Below are 14162 nucleotides of genomic sequence, written 5' to 3'. Positions count from 1 at the left end.
CCGGCGACCACGGCGTCAAGGTGGCCGGCACCGGCAACGTGGCCCGTCGACCCGGCCGCCATCCGCTCAGCCCTCGCGAAGCAGGCGACAGCTCAGCTTCCCGTCGCTCCCCAGGTCGTCGGCCGCGTGCGGGCAGCGTCTTGCAGCCAACGTGGCCGGGCCCTGCTCGTCACGACAACAGCCTCCAGGGGAGACGAAGAGCACTCATAGTGCTCCTACCTGGGAGGATGGCCGGAGCTAGCCTCGATCCGGTGCAGGTTTTCGACTACTCCGGTGAGGAGTTGGAACACCTCGCCCGTGAGTTCTTCCTTCCGGTGAAGGTCAAGACGGGTCCCGGCTTCCGCGGGCGGGTGACGATTCAGGAGCTCGACAAGACCCTGACGCTTTCACGGTCGTATTCCGGGCAGATGTCCACGGTCCGAACCGACCGGATGGCAGCGGAAGCCTCGGCCGACAACCTGATGGTCTTCTGCATATACATGGACGGCCGGGGCAGCGTCCGCCAGCACGACCGCTGCGCCGAGCCGGCGGCCGGTGCCGGAGTGCTCACCGAGGCGCGCAGCCGCTACGAGCGGACCTCGTCGGCCGAGATTCACCGCATGAGCTTGTGTTTCTCCCGCGATTCGCTCCCGCTCCGGACCACCGAGATCACCGAGGCGTGTGCACGCAGCATGGACCCTGCAGCCCCGGCCATGCATGTCTTGTCCGGCTACCTCGGGCGGCTGTTCGAGGTAGCCGACGAGCTCACCGCGAGGCAGCGGCTCGACGCCGGGCGGGCCGCGATCGACCTGCTCGCCATGGCCCTGCGGGACGTCGTCCCCTCGGTACCGGGCGGCGACGGCCCCACCGCGGTGTTGCTCGAGATGATGCTGGCGCACGTCCGCAAAAACCTGACCGACCCGAACTTGCAGGTTGGCGAGCTGGCGCGTCGGCACCATGTGTCGGTCCGTCGCGCGTACACCCTGTTCGAACGGATCGAGACCACGCCCGGTGCGTACCTCCGCGAACAGCGGCTGCTCGCGGCGCAGACGATGCTGTCCGACCCCAGATACGCCTCGTTGGAGATGTCGAGAGTCGCGGCCGCGGTGGGGTTCGGCAGCCTCAGCACGTTCGAACGGGCGTTCCGGCGGAAGTACGGGACGACGCCGGCCAGTTGGCGGCGTGACCACCTTCACCCCGGACTGCTCCAGTGACCGTGCTGGGGGCCTGGGCTGGTCAACTGTTTGCACAGCACTCCCGCCGACGGCCCGAGAGATGATCACGGCTCGCGCCGTGATCAATTGGTGACACCGGGCGCAACCTGAACCGATCGACGGTGGCGACCGCCCCGGCCCGGCAGCGCCATCCGCTTACCTTGATCGTGCGGCCTCCGTCACTCGGATATCCGATCTGCCGGGATGTCCAGGGCATGCAGGAATGCAGCGGCGGCCGGCGAGGGGCGCAGGCGACTCCAGATCACGTGCTCCACTCGTGTCGGTGGATCACGGAGCTCGACGACATGCACGTTGGGGAGTTCGGTGACGAAGGCGGCCGGCATCATGCCGATACCCAGGCCGAACCGGACCAGCCGCGCCACGAGATCCGCGTTCGTCACCTCGAAGGCGACCTCTCGGGTGACGCCGGCGGCGGCGAACGCCTCGTCCGACTGAGCACGCGCCGCCGTGCCGGCGGGATAATCGACGAACACTTCCTTCGACAGCCGGTGCAGGTCGACGTCGGCTACGTCGGCGAGCGGGTGGCCGGGCGCGACTATCGCGACCAGCTCGCCGCGCGCCAGAGCGCGGCCCCGGACGCCTTTCGGTTGGACGCTCGGCGGCAACCCGAGAAACGCGATGTCCAGGTCGCCCTGCCGGACCCGTTCGGCCAGCTCGTCGCTCGAGCCCGCGCGCAGCGTGATCCGTACGTGCGGATGGCGGACCTGAAAGCTCTTCAGCGCGCTCGGCAGATCGACCGCCGTAACGGTGGGGATGGTGCCGATGGCAAGCCGGCCGCGAAGCTCACCGGAGACCGCTGCGACCTCGGCGCTCGCTCGTTCGGCGGCGTCGAGTGCCTGCCGGGCGGCGGGCAGGAACGCCTCGCCGGCCGGTGTCAGCCGGACCCTCCGGCTCGTGCGATCGAAGAGCCGGGCACCCAGCTCTCGTTCCAGCCGGGCGATCTGGTGGCTGAGCGCGGACTGGACGACCCGACAGCGCTCGGCGGCACGGGTGAAGTTCGCCGTCTCGGCCACCGCGACGACGTAGCGCATTTGCTGCAGCTCCACACATCCATCGTGATTCACGATCGCTGCTCTGACAACGATGTGTTGGACTCATTGATCGTCAACAGCCGAGGCTAGGGGCATGACGAACGCTGCCGGGTCCGGCACACCGCGCCGTACGACACACCACGCGGCCACCGATGCAGCGGACGGCGGCGCGGCGCTGAGCCGCGGGCTGCTGCTGCTCATGGCCGCGGCGACCGGGCTCTCGGTCGCCAACAATTACTTCGCCCAGCCGCTGCTGGACCTGCTCGGCCGAGAGTTGCAGCTCAGCACCACGGCGGCCGGAATGATCGTCACGGCTGCGCAGGTCGGTTACGGGTTGGGGCTGCTGCTGCTCGTCCCGCTCGGTGACCTGGTCGAACGCCGGCGGCTCGCGGTATTGCTGTACGCGGCGACAGCGATCTTCCTGCTGATCTCGGCGACCGCACCGAACGGCACCCTGCTGCTCGCCGGGACCGCGCTCACCGCGTTCACCTCGGTGGCCGCGCAGGTCGTGGTGCCCTACGCCGCCACGCTCGCGCCACCGGGCCGGCGCGGCCGGGTGATCGGCACGGTGATGAGCGGACTTCTGCTGGGTGCCCTGCTGTCCCGTGCGGTGTCGGGCGCACTCGCCGAACTCGGCGGCTGGCGGACGGTCTACTGGGTGAGCGCGATCCTCACCGCTGGGATGACTGTTCTGTTGTGGCGATTCCTACCGCGGCTGCACACCCCGAGCGGGCTCTCGTATCCGGCGCTGCTGCGCTCGACGATCGCGCTGTTCCGCCATGAGTCGGTGTTGCGGTGGCGGGCCGGTATCGCCGCCCTCTCGCTCGCATCGTTCAACGTGTTGTGGACTGCGGCGACCTTCCTCCTCGCCGGCCCACATCACGGCTGGTCAGAGGCGATGATCGGGCTGTTCGGGTTGGTGGGCGCGGTGGGCACGGTGACCACGACGATGGCCGGCCGGCTGGCCGACCGCGGCTACGTGCAGTGGGTCACCGGTATCGGCACCGCCGCACTGGCGGCGTCCTGGTTGTTGATCGGCGCGGCCGAGAGTTCGCTGGCGTGGCTCGTCGGTGGGGTGATCGTCCTCAACGTGGCGCACCAGGCAGTGCTCAACAGCAACCAGAACGTCATCTACGCGCTGCGCCCGGAGATCCGCAACCGGCTCAACTCCGCGTTGCTGACGGCCTTCTTCGCCGGCGGCGCCGCCGGATCGGCGCTGGCCGGAATGGTGTGGGTGTATGGCGGCTGGCCGGGAGTGAGCATCCTGGGTGGCTTGCTGGCCTCCGGAACTTTCGTCCTATGGGTGCTGGAACGAACCAGGGTTTCTCGACCACACGATTCCCGGGTATCGGCCGGCCCGCCGAACTGACCCCCGCAGTCCCGCACACGTTGAAAGGAAGAACCGGGATGACCGTCAATATCACCGTCGTCTACTACTCGGCCACGGGAAACGTATACGCGCTCGCCGAGGCACTGGCCGACGGCGCACAATCCGAAGGCGCACAGGTCAGACTGCGTCGAGTCGCGGAATCGGCTCCCGCATCCGCGATCGCCGCCAACCCTGCCTGGACCGCCCACCGTCAGCGGGTTTCGGCGTACGTCCCCGAGGTCAGCCACGACGACCTACTCTGGGCGCACGGGCTGGCCTTCGGCACCCCGGTCCGGTTCGGCAACATCGCCTCTCAGCTCAAGCAGTTCCTCGACACCTGCGGCGGCCTGTGGGCTGCGGGCCAACTAGCCGACAAGACCTTCACCGGCTTCGTCAGCGGCCAGTCTCGACACGGTGGCCAGGAGTCCACCCTGCTGGCCCTCTACAACTCGGCCTACCACATGGGCGCGATCCTCGTGCCGCCCGGATACACCGACGACGCCGTGCACGGCGCGGGCGGCAACCCCTACGGAACAAGCCACCCGAGCGGACCTGACGGCCTGCTGCCCCCGCAGGCAACGCTGCATGCGGCCCGCTACCAAGGCGGACGTCTGGCCCAGCTCACCGCCCGCGTGCACTCGTTCACAACGCGGGCCACGGCGGCGTTCACTGGTTCACAAGATCAAGGACGTGCTCAGGCTGCTGCCGAAGCCGGCGCATCCAGAGCAACAGCGACACCAGTGAGTGCGGCCGCAGCCTGCTGAAACAGATCCAGTAGACGATCGCCGCCAGTCCATAGTTGACGCGCGGGGTCGCGGCGAGCCGGTCAGCAGCACGTCGCGGCCAAAGCTGCTGACCGCACGGCGTGATCATCCCCGGGTAGTAAAGGCCGCGTTCCGGTCGGCTTGACGTGGGTCGATCAGAGCTTGTCCACCGCGTGCTTGACCAGCACACCGACCCGGTCCTTGTCAGCGGTCGCCGGACCGCTCACTGCCAGCATCACCGGTGTACCGCTGACGATCTTCACGGCCGAGAACGTCGAAGTCCCCTTCTCGTCGGCGTAGTAGACGGCACCATCACCGATCCCACTGACCCGCTCGGCGCCGGCGTACTTGTCCTGAACTGCCTTGATCATCTGCTCAGGGGTGACCTTGTTGCCCTCGAACACCGAGGCGATCAGCGCGGCCGCCTCTTTCCCGCCTGCGGTGTAGGCACAGACGTAGGCCTGACCTCCGTTAGCGAGCTTCTGCGGCGGCACCTCTTTTCCGGTAGCCCCGGAGACCGAGAACGCCTCGTCGACTTCGCTGGTCTCGACGAGCGGACATGCCGCCGTGATCTCCGCCGCCGTCCGCGGGCCGCTCGAGCTCGACTGGCTGCTCGCGCTCGGAGTGGGCTGCGTGGTCACCTGCGTGACCGCCCCGGGGGATGCGGCGGGGTCGCTCCCAGAGCATGCCGACATCAACGGCAACGCTGCTGCCACGACCACCAATGTGGCCCAGCGGACGGAAGGCCTGACACTCTTGAACACGGATACTTTCACCACTATCGGTCAGTTCGGACGTGGAACTCCAGCAACGTACGCCTCGCGATCCACTTGCCATTCCACCGGTTCAGCCGCGGCAGCGTTGGTGGCGGACGTCGTCGAACAGTTCGGGGTTGTCGCAGCGATACGGCGTCGGCGCAGGTAGACGCGATATCCATAGGCCTTGTCGGCCAGGACCCGCCGCCCCATCAAAGTGTCGCTACCGACCGTGCGAAAGGGTTCGATCCACCGATTCGTGATAAAGCTCATGATCGTGTAACGCTATTGTCAGATGTGATCGAGGTCGATGAACATGTCATCGGCACATACTGTTTTCGCAGGTCAAGGTTGGGCCACAGTGAATCGGGCCCTGAACTCGCGGTCAAAAGCAGCCCCGCGGCACGCTGCCGATCCCCGGCGCTGACGGCGCGCGTCGGCCGTCAGCATGCGGGTCGGTCGCGCGGACGAGAGACCTCGCGATCCAGCAAGCCACCGGTCTCGGCGACGACCAGCTCACCCGGCTGCCCGGTGTGCTGATCGGCTCACCGCGTGAGATCGCGGACCGGCTGTTGCGATGCGGCGAGGACGCACGTAGCCACGTTCGTCGAGGTCATCAAGCATCTGCGGTGACACTGGCACCGGCCCCGATGCCCGTGACAGCCGCCGCTGAGACTGTGATCTGCGATTGCAGACGTGTCGGCTTCGGCTTCACAGCCGACGGGGCCTCACAGGCGATGGGCAGCACAAGCGATGGTCTCCCACACGTCGAGGTCCTCGACAAGGTCGGCATGCCGGCCGATCTGCACCTGCGGGCCGTACCGGAAGATCAGCCCTGTCGCGCCGGACTCGAACCAGGCCGTGAGTCGCTGGGCGATCCGAGTGTGCGAGCCGACGAGGAACACCTGGTCGACGAACTCGTCCGGCACGGCGGCCAACGCCTCGTCGTACCGGCCCGCTCCCGTCAGCTCGATCAACCGATCGCAGAGTCCTGCGAAGCCCAGCGCCTCGGTCTGGAGGCGCATCTGCTCGGCCCACTCCACCACGTACGGCCTGAACCGGTCGAGCCCCGCCCGCACGTCGTCGCTCACCACCAGGTCGACGAGCGCCCAGATGTCGAAGTCCTCGCGGCGCTTGCCGGGTGCGCGCTCGAAGCCGGCCGCCAGCAACGGCTCGAACGTCGGCATCATCCCCGGCGCGAAACCCCAGGGGAACCAGCCGTCGGCGATCTCGGCGGCCAGCGCGATCATCTGCGGTCCGACGGCGGCCAGCACGACGGGCGGCTCGGGCCCGCGCTCCAGAGCGCTGACCCACGGCCGCACGCCAAGCGCCCCCTCCCCGGCGTACGGGATGCTGATCTCCGTGCTCTGGCAGTGGACAGTGCTGCCCAGCCTGGCCCGAGTCGACTCGGCGAACAGCTCGGTGGTTTCGATCACTTCACCGTCCGCTGCGTAGGACCCGGCGGTACGGAACACCTGACGCAGCACGTCGACGTAGTCGCGCATCCGGCGAACCGGCCTGCCCCACGGCCGGCCGTGCCAGCCCTCGCAGGAGCTGGGGAAACCGCCGCCGACGCCGGCGATCACCCGACCGCCTCCGGCCATCGCGTCGATGGTGCCCAGCGCCTGGGCGAGCACGGTGGGCGGCCGCGCGGTCACGGTGGCGATGTGCGTGCCGAGGCTCAGCCGCTCCGTGACCGCCGCCAGATAGCCGAGCGGGGTGAGCCCGTCGTTACCAACGCCCTCGGCGGTGAACACCGCATCGAACCCGAACCATTCGCACCGGCGGATGCGCTCGAGCGGGATCGTGAATCGGCGGTCCTGCCAGGGCACCTCGGTGGCGAGTTTCATCGTGGGCTCCCCGCGATCGACTAACGACCCACGATGCCGGGCCGGCGCACAACGGCACATCTGTCGATCGACAGAGTCGGTCCTCCACCGTTCCGCAGAGTCCCAGCCACTGGCCGGATGCTCGCGTAGGTTGATCCGATACAGATCATGCGTGGCTCGGCCCAACTATCCGAGGGGAGACATGGACGTAGACGGAAAGAATGCACATAGCGGTATCGCAGCCGGGCTGGGCACGAACGCGCTTCTCGATGCGATCATCGAATTCCGGACGACGTCGTCGGCGCGGGCACTCGTGGAACAGGCCCCGGAGGCGATCGCCCACCTGGGGTTCGACCGGGTGCTGGTCTCGCGGATCGACAACGGCATCTGGGTGCCGGAGTCGATGTTCGTCCGGCGCGATCCGCAGTGGGCGGCGGCGATCCTCCAGGCCGGCCGGGACCAGCCAACGACTCTGGAGTCGGTGGTGGAGACGGACGTGGTCGACTCGGGCAGAACCTTCGTCGTCGACGAGGTCCAGACCAACCCGAGGGTCTGCCGGCCGATCGCCGCGATGTCCCGGTCGGAGAACTACGGCGTGGCCCCGATCACCGTCGACCGCACGGTGATCGGCATGGTGCACGTCGACTGCTACCTCCAGCGGCGGCCGGTGCACCGCGAGAAGTGCGTCACGCTGGCCGTGGCGGCGGAGAGCCTGGCCGCGCAGTTGAGCCGGCTGCTGCTGCTCGAGCAACTGCAGGCGGTTCAGGGCACCGTCGGACGATCATGGTCGACGACGTCCACCGTCATCGCGTCGGACGCCGCGGGCCCCGGGATTAGGGCGCACCCCGAGCTCACCCCTCGCGAAATGGATGTCCTGCGCCTGATGGCCGCCGGGGAGACCAACTACCAGATCGGCCGGAAACTGATGATCACCGTGGGCACGGTGAAGACGCACGTTTCGAGCATCCTGCGCAAGCTCAACGCCGCGAACCGCGCCCAGGCCGTGTCGCATTGGTTGAGCGTCCAACCCACCTGACGGAATACTGTCGGGCCGCCGGGGCGGGGTTCTGTGAGGGCCGTGGACTACAGCTGGTGGCGAGAGCCGTGCTGGTGGAGGTCCGGTGGCCGTTTGCATGCCCACGACTCATAGCGCGCATCTCCGTCGAATTCGGCACCTCGTGCCACGTGGTCGGATCTGGAATCGGTGCGCAGGCATCGCACGGTCGGTCTCGGATGGTGCTGGCCGGGTGCCTCGCGATGGCCAGCACGGTGGCGTGGATGCACTGCCACACGGCTTGAGTCCCGGCATCTCGTGCCGTCTCGACGAAGAGCCTGCTTGAGCCATCGACCAAGCGGGCGAAGGTGGCGGCGGTCGTTCGGCTCGATCGGCGGGTGCGCGCGATCGCGGAATCACCCGTTTCAGACGAGGTATGCCGAAGCCTCGTCGCCCTAAGTTCCTCCCGGTGACGCGCGTGGACATGACGGCGCGTGAGTTCCGCAAGCTCTTTGACGCGGTCTCGAACTGGGACCGTTGGGACGGCGGGGAGCGCGGGGCTCTGCACCACCTCACCGCTGCTCGCGCCGCGGCCGCGGCAAGGCTCGTTCGCAGTGGAGTAACGGTCACGCTCAGCCGGCCCCTCACGACCGAGCCGCGAATCGATGTGCCGGAGCCTGCCGACCACCACATGACGATGCTGACCGACGTCGACATCGGGTCCGGATCGGTGCGGTTCGCCAAGGACTACATCGGCGTCGATTACCACAATGAGGGGCACAGCCACATCGACGCCCTCTGTCACGTCGCGTTCGATGGTTCGTTCTTCGACGGGACGCCGGTAGGGGCGGTGACCGCTCAGGGCGCCCAGACGGGCGCGATCGATGCCCTCGAGAACGGACTGGTCGGTCGCGGTGTCCTGCTCGACGTGCCACGATCACGCGGCGTTCGCTGGATCGAGCCGGGCGACCACATCTTCCGCGAGGACCTCGAGGCTGCGGAGCGCCAACAGGGCGTACGAGTGGGGCCCGGCGACATCCTTCTCGTCCGCACCGGTCACGCTCGCCGGCTCAGCGAACTCGGCCCCTGGGACACCCGCGAGGCGAAGGCGGGCCTACACCCCACCGCAGCGATGTTCCTGGCGGAGCGGCGTATCGCCGCACTCGGCTCGGACGGCAACAACGACACCGCCCCGAGCACCACGGAGGGGATCGGCTTCCCGATTCACGTCCTGGCGATCAACGCTATGGGCGTCCACCTACTCGACTACCTCCAGTTCGAGGACGTCGTGCCGCAATCCGAAGCGACCGAGCAGTGGGAGTTCTGCTTCGTCGCTACTCCGCTGCGGATCACCGGCGGGACAGGTTCGCCGCTCAATCCGATCGCGATTTTCTGAGACGGGATGCCGCAGCTTGCGATCGGCGAGGACCTCGAGGATCTCGGAGTGGCGCGGAACGTCGCGCTTGCCCAAGATGTGCACACCGGGCACGGCCTCCTCACCGCGGAGGTCTACGCGGAGTCGACCGACGCCGTGCTCGAGCGGCTCGTGAGCAGCGGGGCGACCGAGGAGGACATCAAGCTCGCGCGGCTCGACGAGGTTGGGCCGATCAAGCTGGGGCGCACGGGAGCCTGATCCGGGCCGACGTGCTGGGGCAGGCCCGGGCAACTCCCGCCCGGTCGCGCGCTACCTCGCCTTCCTGATTGCCAGCACCCCCCAACGGTCACCGTCACCCGCGACGTCCCGGCACCGATCACGCTCCCCGACATCAACATCGACGTGCCCGACATCGAGGTGCCCGAGGTAGCACGAGATAGAAGACGACGAACACGTAGTCGATCGCGGTCGTGTCGAGCCGTGGCCGGCGGGGTTCCTGCGGGTTCGAAGCTAGAACGGCATTTGTGGCTGCAGGCCGAGCCGCAGGCGGCCGACGTTCTCGAAGGTGCGCTCGGACTGGAGGGTGACGTGTGTGCGGATCATGTTGAGGTCGCGGAAGTAGCGCTCGGTCCGCCGGCCCCGGTTGGCCGCACTCGAGCCACCGGTGCGAAAGATCGTCTCGACCGCCTTTGCCGCCAGTTCGACGACCTGCTGCTCGATGAGGACGAGGCGGCGATCGTCCTCATCGCTCACCAGCACACCGGTCTCCATCGAGCGTCGTGCCAGCTCTGTCCACATGTGTGCGGCCTGATGCAGCATCGCCTCGGCGGTGTCTGCATAGGCCGTCACTTCCCCCAGCAGGCGTTGAAACAGCGACAGCTCCGAGCGCTTCGGCGACGTCGGCCCCCGCTGGTGCCTCTCCGTGAGGCTCTCGATGTACGCGTCGATCGCTGCGTGCGCGATGCCGAAGCAGACCGCGGTCGGTTGGGAGATGAGCAGGGACGCGACCGGCCCGTAGAACATTGGGTTCGGGTGCAGGCCGCGCCCTTGGACCTCCACGATGGGCCGAATCGGGTTCGGCGACGGTGCCGTGTGGTGGTCGGGGATGAACAGATCCTTGACTGTGACCCGGCGTGAGCCGGTGCCGCGCATGCCGAGTGTGTTCCAGTTGTCGATGATCTCGAACTGGTCCCGGCGTATTGCCACGAAGCGCGTGTCGACGACCTAGCCGCCCGGCTCCGTCACGACGGCCGCACTGCCGATGAAATGTGTTGCCACGTCGCAGCCGGACGCATAGTCCCACCAGCCGGTGATCCGGTAGCCGCCCTCGACCTTGAGCACCGGGGTCGCGAGCGCGGAGCCTGGGCCGCGAAAGTCGCCGTCCCCGAAGAGCTCGGTCTGCCCCGTTCCTCGAAAAAACTGATGATGACGGTGTTGGCGGCCGTGAGCGCGAACACCCAGCCGCTCGACGGGCAGCCGCGGGACAGTTCGACCGCGAGCCGCAGGAACGTATCCAAACCGAACTCGTAGGCACCGAATCGTCGTGGCTGCATGACGCGATGGAAGCCGGCGTCGAGGTAGTCATGCAGCGTCGAGTCGGGGAGACGACCCAGTTGCTCGCACTCGTCCTGCCGCTCGCGCAGCTTTCCACGCAGCACCGCAGGGCGGGCGATCAGTGCGTCCGGGGTGAGGTGCGGCTCCAGCGGATCGATGGTCCGGGTATCAGCGTCCTGCAGCGCCATGGGGCTCTTCTCCCCGGATGAGGTCGGCGGCTCGTTCGCCGATCACGACGCACGGTGCCATCGTGTTTCCGCTGGTGATGTCCGGCATGATCGACGAGTCGGCGATGCGGAGGTTGTCGATGCCGTAGACCTTCAGTTCGGCGTCCACCACCGACATCGGATCGCGTCCCATCCTGGCGGTGCAGGACTGGTGGTAGAAGGAGACGGCGGCGTTGCGTACGTAGTTCTCCAGGGCATGGGCGTCGAGCTCGCCGGGCAAGGCCTCCCGTTTCACGATCCTGGTGAAGGGAGAGCTGTTGCCGAGTTCCCGGCACAACTCGATGCTGGCGAACGCCGCCGTCAGATCGTCCGGATGAGACAGCATGTTGGCGTCGATCAGGATCGGATCATCTGGGTCAGGCCCGGAGAGATGTAATTCGCCCCGGCTCTTGGGATGGCCGATTCCGGCGAACATCGTCCACCCGTGTTCCGGGACGCCCAGGGCCGCGGTCTCGGTGCTGGGAACGGGGAACTCGACCTGGCAATGCAGTATGTCCGGCGTATCCAGGCTCGGGTCGCTCTTCCAGTACAGAGTTGCCTCGGAGCCCGAGTTGCCGACCCGCTGCGGCTCCCTGTACTCGAAGATGCAGTTGAACGACGCGTGATCCTGGTGATTGCGACCGACGCCGGGCAGGTGCTGTGTGATCGCGATACCGTGTCGGCGAAGCTCGTCCTGCGGGCCGATGCCGGACTGCATGAGCACCTTGGGCGTGTTGATCGCACCGAGCGAGAGAACGACTTCTCGGCCGGCCGTATACCGGCGCACTTGCGAGCCCTGGATGACCTCTACGCCGACGACCGTGGATCCCCGCAGGATCAGCTTGCTGACGAGTGTTTGCGTCAGGATCGTCAGGTTGGGCTGCCCCAGCAGCGGATACACGTACGAGCGGAAGATCGAACAGCGCTGTCCGTTCCGGATGATCAGATCGTCGATCGCGGCGCCCCCGGCACCGTCCATCATCACCCCGTTGGGGCTGTCGTAGGTCGGTAGGCCCAACGATCCGGCCGCTTCGATCATGGCGAGCGCTACGGGCGAAGGGTCGACGCACGGTGCGACGTGGACGGGCCCGCCCTGGCCGCGGCGCTCCGGGTCGGCGGCGCCCTGCCAGTCCTCGATGCGGCGGTAGACCGCGAGAATCGATTCGTAGCCCCACCCCGGGTCGCCCGATTCGGCGGCGAAGTGTTCCCAGTCGTTCTTGTGGCCTCGTGCCCACACCATGACGTTGATACTCGAACCGCCGCCGAGCACCTTGCCCATGTTGAGCGGAATGGCCCGGCCGCTCAGGTGAGGGTTGGGCTGCGCGAGGAATGCCCAGTCGCGCTCCGAACCCAGATTCGCGGGCCACTGCGCCGGCGTCATGACCTCGGGAACGTCGTCGCATCCGCCGGCCTCGATCAACAGCACCCGCACCTGCGGATCCTCGGCGAGGCGCGCCGCCACCACCGAACCCGCGGATCCGGCTCCACACACGATGAAATCGTAACTTTCCTGTGCCGTCCGGTCGGCGACACGCGGCAGCGTCATCCTGAACCCCCCTCTGCGGACCTATGCAAGTCTCCAGCCATCCTCCCGAGCTTACGGGATGTCACGGTCAATGCCGGCCAATCGAGAATCGTTCATTGGGAACTCTCTTGGTTGCCTCTGCGGCGGGAGCCGCCGAATGTGAGATCATTTGCCTAGTACATGCAATTGGGAAATGGTGGAGACGGCTGCCGACGCGAAACGGAAGTGTCCACCCGGATCGGCCGCGCACGACGTGGCGGCCGCGCTGCGTGTGCCTGCAATGCCCACCACGCCCCTCCCGAGCCCATGAGGCCTCTCGTCAGGCGGCGGTGACCCGGACCGGGATGCTCGCCCACCCGCGCAGCATGTTGTTGAGCTTCGGGACCGGCTCCCCGTCGAGCTCTAGGCAGGCGGCGCGGCGGGTGAGCGCGCCGAGCACGAGTTCGGCTTCGAGCCGGGCGACCAGCTGGCCGACGCACTGATGGATTCCCGTGCCGAACACGACGTGCCCGCTTGCGGCGCGGTGGACGTCGAGCTCCTCGGCGTTCTGGCCCCAGTGTCGCGAGTCGCGGTTGGCCGAGCCGAGGAAGAGCAGGACCTTCGTGTCCTTCGGGATGGTGGTGCCGGCGACCTCGGTGTCGACGCTGGTGGTGCGGAAGAAGGTCTGGAACGGCGACTCCCAGCGCAGCGCCTCGTCGAAGGCGAACTTGGTGAGCTTGGGGTCGGCGTGCAGCGCGGCCCACTGCTGCGGGTGGCGGGCCAGCGCGTACATCGCGTTGCCCAGGCCGATCACGACGGGGTCGAAGCCCGCGGAGAGCACCGATCGGACGACCAGCGGCGCCTGTTCGTGGGTGATCTCCCCGCGGTCCGCGGCCGCCCAGATCTCCGCTCCGAGGCTCTGGGGTGCGAGCTTGTCGCGCTCGCAGTGGGCGCGCACCCACTCCTGGGCCTCGGCTGCTGCCGCGAACGCGTCGAGCAGCAGCTGGTTGCGCGGGCCGAGGGCGTTGGTCGCCAGCTCGCCGTAGCGCAGCAGGTTCTGCCTGCCCTCGGCCGGGAGCCCGAAGGCATCCGGGAACACCCGCAGCGGGTAGACCTCGGCGAGGTCGGTCACGGCGTCGAAGCGACCCCGTGCCACGAGGGCGTCGGCCAGTTCCTCGGCGAACGGCGCGAACCTCGCCCGCATCCCGCGCACCGCGCGTGGCGAGATCACCGCGTTCAGCACGGTGCGCACGGCCGTGTGGTCCGGCGGGTCGGCTTCCAGGATGGGGCTGGGCGGGCGCCACGGTTTCTCCCGGGCGAAGTCCGACAGGCCCGCCCCCCGGCCCGACACGAACCGCTCCCAGTCGGTGAGCGTGGCTTTGACCTCCGTGTAGCGCCCCATCGCCACGAGGCCGTCATACCGTGGCAGGCGCACCACCGGCCCGGCGTCGCGCAGGCGCCTGTGGAACTCGTACGGGTCGGTGAGGATCTCGGTGCCGAAGGGGTCGTCGTCCAGGGCGGGCACGTTCTGCGTGGTGGTCACCATGACGGACTCCCGTTCGGTGGT

General features: G+C 67.9%; 13 protein-coding genes. 6 read left to right on the top strand and 7 right to left on the bottom strand.

From position 1 onward, the window contains the following. Positions 1-251 precede the first annotated feature (251 nt). The gene (locus tag ACQPZQ_RS02560) at positions 252-1193 is read left to right on the top strand and encodes a helix-turn-helix domain-containing protein (protein ID WP_433291625.1); all 942 of its coding nucleotides are present in this window, start codon (positions 252-254) and stop codon (positions 1191-1193) included. Between the two features lie 179 nt (positions 1194-1372). On the opposite strand, the gene ACQPZQ_RS02555 is transcribed toward ACQPZQ_RS02560, so the two are convergent. Then, the gene (locus ACQPZQ_RS02555) at positions 1373-2260 is read right to left on the bottom strand and encodes a LysR family transcriptional regulator (protein ID WP_433291622.1); all 888 of its coding nucleotides are present in this window, start codon (positions 2258-2260) and stop codon (positions 1373-1375) included. A 79-nt stretch (positions 2261-2339) separates the two neighbouring features. On the opposite strand from ACQPZQ_RS02555, the gene ACQPZQ_RS02550 reads away from it, so the two are divergent. Both ACQPZQ_RS02550 and wrbA read left to right on the top strand, forming a co-directional pair. Beyond that, on the top strand, positions 2340-3614 hold the full coding sequence (locus ACQPZQ_RS02550; RefSeq protein WP_433291620.1) for an MFS transporter: 1275 nt from the start codon (positions 2340-2342) through the stop codon (positions 3612-3614). A 38-nt stretch (positions 3615-3652) separates the two neighbouring features. Then, positions 3653-4378: an NAD(P)H:quinone oxidoreductase gene (wrbA, locus tag ACQPZQ_RS02545; RefSeq protein ID WP_433291618.1), complete on the top strand. Its 726-nt coding sequence runs from the start codon at positions 3653-3655 to the stop codon at positions 4376-4378. A gap of 155 nt (positions 4379-4533) precedes the next feature. Here the strand turns inward: wrbA and ACQPZQ_RS02540 are convergent, their stop codons facing one another. Together ACQPZQ_RS02540 and ACQPZQ_RS02535 are read right to left on the bottom strand one after the other, a co-directional pair. After that, positions 4534-5019, bottom strand: a complete 486-nt coding sequence (locus ACQPZQ_RS02540; protein WP_433291615.1) for a DUF3558 domain-containing protein — start codon at positions 5017-5019, stop codon at positions 4534-4536. A gap of 842 nt (positions 5020-5861) precedes the next feature. Next, positions 5862-6983, bottom strand: coding sequence for an LLM class flavin-dependent oxidoreductase (locus ACQPZQ_RS02535; RefSeq protein WP_433291613.1), 1122 nt, complete (start codon positions 6981-6983; stop codon positions 5862-5864). Positions 6984-7164: 181 nt separating this feature from the next. Between ACQPZQ_RS02535 and ACQPZQ_RS02530 the strand changes: the two genes are divergently transcribed. From ACQPZQ_RS02530 to ACQPZQ_RS02520, 3 genes are all read left to right on the top strand, one after another. Continuing rightward, positions 7165-7998: a LuxR C-terminal-related transcriptional regulator gene (locus tag ACQPZQ_RS02530; protein ID WP_433291611.1), complete on the top strand. Its 834-nt coding sequence runs from the start codon at positions 7165-7167 to the stop codon at positions 7996-7998. A gap of 427 nt (positions 7999-8425) precedes the next feature. Then, positions 8426-9352, top strand: a complete 927-nt coding sequence (locus ACQPZQ_RS02525; protein ID WP_433291609.1) for a cyclase family protein — start codon at positions 8426-8428, stop codon at positions 9350-9352. 6 nt (positions 9353-9358) lie between these two features. After that, positions 9359-9589, top strand: coding sequence for a hypothetical protein (locus ACQPZQ_RS02520; protein ID WP_433291607.1), 231 nt, complete (start codon positions 9359-9361; stop codon positions 9587-9589). Positions 9590-9841: 252 nt separating this feature from the next. Here ACQPZQ_RS02520 and ACQPZQ_RS02515 read toward each other — a convergent pair whose 3' ends face one another. The 4 genes from ACQPZQ_RS02515 to ACQPZQ_RS02500 form a co-directional block, all read right to left on the bottom strand. After that, positions 9842-10483, bottom strand: coding sequence for a hypothetical protein (locus ACQPZQ_RS02515; protein WP_433291605.1), 642 nt, complete (start codon positions 10481-10483; stop codon positions 9842-9844). An 89-nt stretch (positions 10484-10572) separates the two neighbouring features. Then, positions 10573-11073 (bottom strand): hypothetical protein, encoded by a 501-nt coding sequence (locus tag ACQPZQ_RS02510; RefSeq protein ID WP_433291603.1) that lies wholly within the window; start codon positions 11071-11073, stop codon positions 10573-10575. Beyond that, entirely contained in the window at positions 11054-12637 is a 1584-nt protein-coding gene (locus tag ACQPZQ_RS02505; protein ID WP_433291601.1) for a GMC family oxidoreductase, read from the bottom strand. Before ACQPZQ_RS02505 ends, ACQPZQ_RS02510 begins: the two co-directional genes overlap by 20 nt. 298 nt (positions 12638-12935) lie before the next feature. Then, positions 12936-14141 carry a cytochrome P450 gene (locus ACQPZQ_RS02500; protein ID WP_433291599.1) on the bottom strand — a complete coding sequence of 402 codons (1206 nt, stop codon included), beginning with the start codon at positions 14139-14141 and terminating at the stop codon, positions 12936-12938. Positions 14142-14162: the final 21 nt, after the last annotated feature.

The organism is Pseudonocardia sp. CA-142604, from assembly GCF_050948475.1.
Taxonomy (GTDB): domain Bacteria; phylum Actinomycetota; class Actinomycetes; order Mycobacteriales; family Pseudonocardiaceae; genus Pseudonocardia; species Pseudonocardia alaniniphila.
Note: the sequence above shows the minus strand (reverse complement) of the source record. Positions and strands in the feature narration are given on the sequence as shown.

Coding starts and splice junctions, on each gene's coding strand:
- ACQPZQ_RS02510 (WP_433291603.1), bottom strand. CDS start 11,073: ATGGCGCTGCAGGACGCTGATACCCGGACCATCGATCCGCTGGAGCCG.
- ACQPZQ_RS02520 (WP_433291607.1), top strand. CDS start 9,359: ATGCCGCAGCTTGCGATCGGCGAGGACCTCGAGGATCTCGGAGTGGCG.
- ACQPZQ_RS02530 (WP_433291611.1), top strand. CDS start 7,165: ATGGACGTAGACGGAAAGAATGCACATAGCGGTATCGCAGCCGGGCTG.
- ACQPZQ_RS02535 (WP_433291613.1), bottom strand. CDS start 6,983: ATGAAACTCGCCACCGAGGTGCCCTGGCAGGACCGCCGATTCACGATC.
- ACQPZQ_RS02515 (WP_433291605.1), bottom strand. CDS start 10,483: ATGCGCGGCACCGGCTCACGCCGGGTCACAGTCAAGGATCTGTTCATC.
- ACQPZQ_RS02500 (WP_433291599.1), bottom strand. CDS start 14,141: ATGGTGACCACCACGCAGAACGTGCCCGCCCTGGACGACGACCCCTTC.
- wrbA (WP_433291618.1), top strand. CDS start 3,653: ATGACCGTCAATATCACCGTCGTCTACTACTCGGCCACGGGAAACGTA.
- ACQPZQ_RS02505 (WP_433291601.1), bottom strand. CDS start 12,637: ATGACGCTGCCGCGTGTCGCCGACCGGACGGCACAGGAAAGTTACGAT.
- ACQPZQ_RS02550 (WP_433291620.1), top strand. CDS start 2,340: ATGACGAACGCTGCCGGGTCCGGCACACCGCGCCGTACGACACACCAC.